The sequence below is a fragment of the uncultured Veillonella sp. genome (genome assembly GCF_900545205.1).
In the GTDB taxonomy this organism is placed as follows: Bacteria; Bacillota; Negativicutes; order Veillonellales; family Veillonellaceae; genus Veillonella.
In genome coordinates, this window is record NZ_UQYC01000100.1 from 1 (window position 1) to 5,112 (window position 5,112).

4 protein-coding genes and 1 pseudogene are annotated in these 5,112 nt (G+C 39.0%); all 5 read left to right on the plus strand.

The window, feature by feature from the left end:
• Positions 1-1,267: phosphopyruvate hydratase (gene eno, locus QZR70_RS08385; protein WP_295794459.1), on the plus strand; the 1,267-nt coding region annotated here is incomplete at its 5' end.
• 187 nt (positions 1,268-1,454) lie between these two features.
• Entirely contained in the window at positions 1,455-2,465 is a 1,011-nt protein-coding gene (locus QZR70_RS08390; RefSeq protein ID WP_295794461.1) for a GspE/PulE family protein, read from the plus strand.
• A complete protein-coding gene (locus QZR70_RS08395) occupies positions 2,449-3,468 on the plus strand; it encodes a type IV pilus twitching motility protein PilT (RefSeq protein ID WP_295794463.1) in 1,020 nt (339 codons plus the stop codon). Before QZR70_RS08390 ends, QZR70_RS08395 begins: the two co-directional genes overlap by 17 nt.
• Before the next feature lie 8 nt (positions 3,469-3,476).
• Positions 3,477-4,649, plus strand: coding sequence for a type II secretion system F family protein (locus QZR70_RS08400; protein WP_295794466.1), 1,173 nt, complete (start codon positions 3,477-3,479; stop codon positions 4,647-4,649).
• Positions 4,650-4,704: 55 nt separating this feature from the next.
• Positions 4,705-4,986 (plus strand): annotated as a pseudogene (locus QZR70_RS08405) (prepilin-type N-terminal cleavage/methylation domain-containing protein); the annotation flags it as partial.
• Positions 4,987-5,112 lie beyond the last annotated feature (126 nt).

Below are 5,112 nucleotides of genomic sequence, written 5' to 3' on the forward strand. Positions count from 1 at the left end.
AGTCATTGCAAGAGAGATTTTAGATTCCCGCGGTAATCCAACAGTTGAAGTTGAAGTATGTTTAGAAGATGGTACTATTGCTACAGCAGCAGTTCCATCTGGTGCTTCCACAGGAAAATTTGAAGCTGTAGAATTACGTGATGGTGATAAATCTCGTTACTCCGGTAAAGGTGTATTAACAGCTATCGACAATGTAAATGCTAAAATTGGTCCTGCCATTATTGGTTATGATGCGACTGAACAAGTAGCAATCGATAACTTGATGTTGAAATTAGATGGTACAGACAATAAATCTAACCTTGGTGCTAATGCAATTCTTGGTGTGTCCATGGCTGTAGCTCGTGCGGCGGCTGAATCTTTAGATTTGCCATTATTTGCATACCTTGGCGGTTTCAACGCAAAAGAATTACCAGTTCCTATGATGAACATCTTGAATGGTGGCGCTCATGCGGATAATAACGTAGATATCCAAGAATTCATGATTATGCCTGTAGGCGCTACTTCCTTCGCAGAAGCTCTTCGCAGCTGTGCAGAAGTATATCATACATTGAAATCTGTACTTCATGATAAAGGTCTTAGCACTGCCGTAGGTGATGAAGGTGGTTTTGCTCCAAACTTGGCATCTAACGAAGAAGCATTAGAAGTAATTTGTGAAGCTATTAAAGCTGCTGGTTATGAACCTGGTAAAGACTTCAAATTAGCTCTTGATTCTGCATCTTCTGAATTCTATGAAGATGGTAAATACAATCTAGCTGGTGAAGGCAAAGTTAAAACAGCCGCTGAAATGGTAGATTTCTATGAGTACTTAGTAGGTAAATATCCAATCGTATCCATCGAAGATGGTCTTGCTGAAGAAGATTGGGATGGCTGGAAATTATTGACAGAACGCCTTGGCGATCGCGTACAACTTGTTGGTGATGATTTATTCGTAACTAATACAAAACGTTTAGCTCGTGGTATTGAGCTTGGTGTAGGTAACTCTATTCTTGTAAAAGTTAACCAAATCGGTACTTTAACAGAAGCATTCGATGCTATGGAGCTTGCTAAACGCGCTGGCTATACATGTGTAGTATCTCACCGTTCTGGTGAAACAGAAGATACATTTATTGCTGATATTGCTGTAGCTGTAAATGCTGGTCAAATTAAGACTGGTGCACCTGCTCGTTCTGAACGTGTAGCAAAATATAACCAATTGCTTCGCATTGAAGAAATGTTATACGAAACAGCTCAATATAAAGGTAATGACGTTTTCTATAACTTAAAATAAGTTACGTTATATCTAATAATCCAATAAGGGCGCCCTTCGGGGCGCCTTTTTTGTATGCCTAAAATAAAAAAGTTTTCGCTTCGTGGATTTTCAAAAATAAAAGAGGAATTAAAGATGTGATGTCGAACCATATAACGCCATACGCTAGTGTGAGGTAAAAACATACCGCAAGGTATAGGAGGTGACCATGTATGTAGATGTAACATTAGACGATATTATTCTGTATGCATTAGAGCATCATGTCAGCGATATTCACTTTGATCCAACTAAAAGTGGTGTACAAATTAGATTACGACAAGATGGATTGTTACAAACGCATATGATTGTATCAAATGAAGAGGCAGAACTTATTATTAACCGTATCAAGGTATGTAGTACGTTAGATATTAGTGAAAAGAGATTGCCTCAAGATGGTCGTTGGGCATGGAGTCATAAGGACAGATCTGTAACAATGCGCGTATCCACATTGCCTAGTCTATATGGTGAGACATTAGTCTGTCGGCTCATGGGTAATGAAGGAAGTCATAAAGATCTAAAAGCGTTAGGTATGCGTGCAGATATTTTTGATCATATTGAACAGCTATTAAAACGTCCTTATGGATTGTTACTTATCTGTGGACCTACGGGAAGCGGCAAGACTGCTACCTTATATGCGATGCTCCGCATGTTGAATTTAGAAGAAACAAAGCTTATTTGCCTTGAGGATCCTGTAGAGGCAGAAATTAAAGGAGCCATTCAAATTGGTATTAACGAAAAAATCGGCTTTACCTTTGCAAAAGGGTTAAGGTCTGTGCTGCGGCAAGATCCAGATACGATTATGATTGGTGAGATTCGTGATAAGGAGACGGCGGAGCTGGCTGTTAAATCAGCATTAACCGGACATCGCGTATTATCCACCATTCATACCAATACAGCTACAGGCGTTGTAACGCGGCTCATGGATATGGGGGTAGAACCATATTTAATACGGGCTACCTTGATGGGTGCTATTGCACAGCGTCTAGTCAGAAAATTTGATGGTACATCGTATCACGGGCGGACGGCTCTGTTTGAATATTTAGAGATACCTGCGAATTCGGCTCAGTGGGATCAATTAGAGGCACATGTATTACTGTCCTTAGAAGATTCTGCCCGTGAAGCCGTAGCTCAACATGTTACATCTATAGAGGAGGTGCATCGTTGTGGACTCATGCTGTAATAGTGAAAGTTTAGAAACCATTGTTGAAGAGGCTATACACTTATCATCAACAGATATTCATCTACAATGTGGCGAGCCTATCTATTTGAGACATGGTGATGGATTAAAGGCTACTCGATTTGTATGTACGACTACATTGATTGAAGATATTTTACGACGTTGTGGTATAGCATCGTATGAATGGCAATCTCTTGATGAGGCTTGTTCCTGTTGTGGTGTACGCATTCGTGTTCATCTGTATCGAGCTAATCAAACTGTATGTGGCACATTGCGTTTATTGTGTCATCAACAACTTAAACTAGATGATAATAGTGAAGGCCAACTGCTACAAAAATTATGTGAATCTCATGATGGTTTATTGCTCGTTTGTGGGCCTACAGGCAGTGGTAAAAGTTTTACCTTAGCTTGCTGTATTGATTATATAAATCAAACGATGGAGCGCCATATCATCACGTTAGAAGACCCTATCGAATTTGAGTTTAAACCTAAGAAATCGTTAATTCATCAACGCCAATTAGGTGCAGATATTAAGTCTATGTCTGACGGTATTCGGGATGCATTGCGTGAGGATCCAGATGTCATTATGGTAGGAGAACTCCGAGATCGAGAAACCTTAGAGGCTGCTCTTCATGCAGCCGAAACAGGTCATCTTGTGATGGCAACCATGCATACACAGCGGGCTGTAATGGCTGTTCACCGCATGATTTCATTATTCCCTGGAGAACAACAAGAGGAGGTGCGTAGTCAAATATCACAAGTACTACGTGCAGTTATATGTCAACGGCTCCTTAGATGGAATAAAAAGTTCATTACCATCCGTGATATTTTGCTAAACACGCATGCGGTAGCGAATTTGATACGTACTCGTAAGGAACCACAAATCATTTCTATTCAAGAAACACAACTACCTATGAAAACACTAGAGATGGCCGTACGAGATGCGAAGGTACAATATGGCTCTCAGCAACAACTACATACATTATTAGATCAACAATTATCGTAGGTGAAGGTATGGAGGCTTATGAATATGTCGTAAAAGATAAGAATAATGAAACGATCAAAGGTTTAATATGGGCGGATTCAGAACAGGAGGTCGGTACACGGTTAAAGCGAGATGGATATAAGATTTATAAAATTACTTTACAAGTAAATAAGAAGAAACATAAGTGGAATCATGCCATGGTAGTAGATGTAACCTACCAATTAGGACTACTCATCGAATCTGGCGTACCTTTACGACGAGCATTACAGTTACTATGTCAAGGGAAAATAGGCCTTTTGTATACAGCCTTATATGAATCGATTGAGCGTGGTCAAACGTTGTCTCAAGCATTGCGAAGTGAAGGTTGTCCTGCCATTGCACTGGCTTTACTAGAAAGTGGAGAGGCTGCAGGTACATTAGGAGAAAGCTTGCAATATATATCACGTCACTATGATTGGGAGCGACAGGTACGGCAAAAGGTTATCAGTGCTATTTCCTATCCATTATTTTTACTTGTATTAATGAATATCTTTTTTCTTGTTACCATCTTGTTTATCGTTCCATCCTTTGAAAAGGTTTTTACTACCATGCATATTACATTACCAGTGATGACGCGAGCCCTCTTTGCATTAGGACAAGGGCTAAAGAATCATCCCATAGTGGTTGTTATTCTGCATTGTGTAGGCCTAGGGGCTATGGTCTTTGCATATCATCAACATAGTATAAAACGCAAAGTACATCGTTGGCTTTGGCAGTTGGCTCACCGATACCAATGGATGACCTGCATTTACTATACAAGTATGTTAAAAGTTTGGGCGCTTTTGTTAGATTCTGGAATTTCTATTATTCACACTATGAATATTACAAGACCTTTATGGGGCAATATATATGGTGCCGAATGTAGTGAAAAGGTAGAGGCAAAATTATTATCAGGCCATTCTTTTGAAGAGAGTCTGAGAACGGAGAATATTGGAAATTCCTTTATATGGCAAATGATCTCTATTGGAGAAGAAAGTGGAGAACTCGTAAAGATGTTAGAACATTGTGGACATTATTATGAATCTATACTTTCAAAATATATTGCCCGTCTTGAGAGACTATTAGAACCAATTTTACTGACCTTGATGGGAATCGGTGTAGCCGTTTTGGTTGTGTCTGTTATGTATCCGTTGTTTACGTCTATTGCTAAATTGGGAGGGTAGTAGGCATTGTTATCAAGCTATTTTACAGAATTAATAATGATAAAAGGAGGATATTATGAGTTCTGTTATGCATTTAGTTCATGGATTAAATCATCGATTAGAAATATGTAGTCAATGGATTGTAGAACATCTACATATTAATAATGTTCGAGAAAATCTCAAGAAGTCGAGAAAAGGTGGATTTACTCTCGTTGAATTAATGGTTGTCGTGGCAGTTATTGCCATATTAGCGGCCATTGCGATGCCACAATTTTTATCTGCTGCCGATCGAGCACGAACTGCGAAGGAAACAGCAGATATTCAAATTATAAAAAATGCAACGCAGCTCTATATGATCGTTAAGATTGTAAGTTTAAAGAAGTACTTATTTACTGTACCTTTTAACGGTTGAATATCCAATTCGTCAAAAATCGTCAAAAATTTTATTTAAAAATATTAGCAACTGCATTTGATGCTGCTGCTT

What these genes read in the sequence shown, in the direction of transcription:
- QZR70_RS08390 (WP_295794461.1), top strand. Translation starts at nt 1,455, where the DNA reads ATGTATGTAGATGTAACATTAGACGATATTATTCTGTATGCATTAGAG.
- QZR70_RS08400 (WP_295794466.1), top strand. Translation starts at nt 3,477, where the DNA reads ATGGAGGCTTATGAATATGTCGTAAAAGATAAGAATAATGAAACGATC.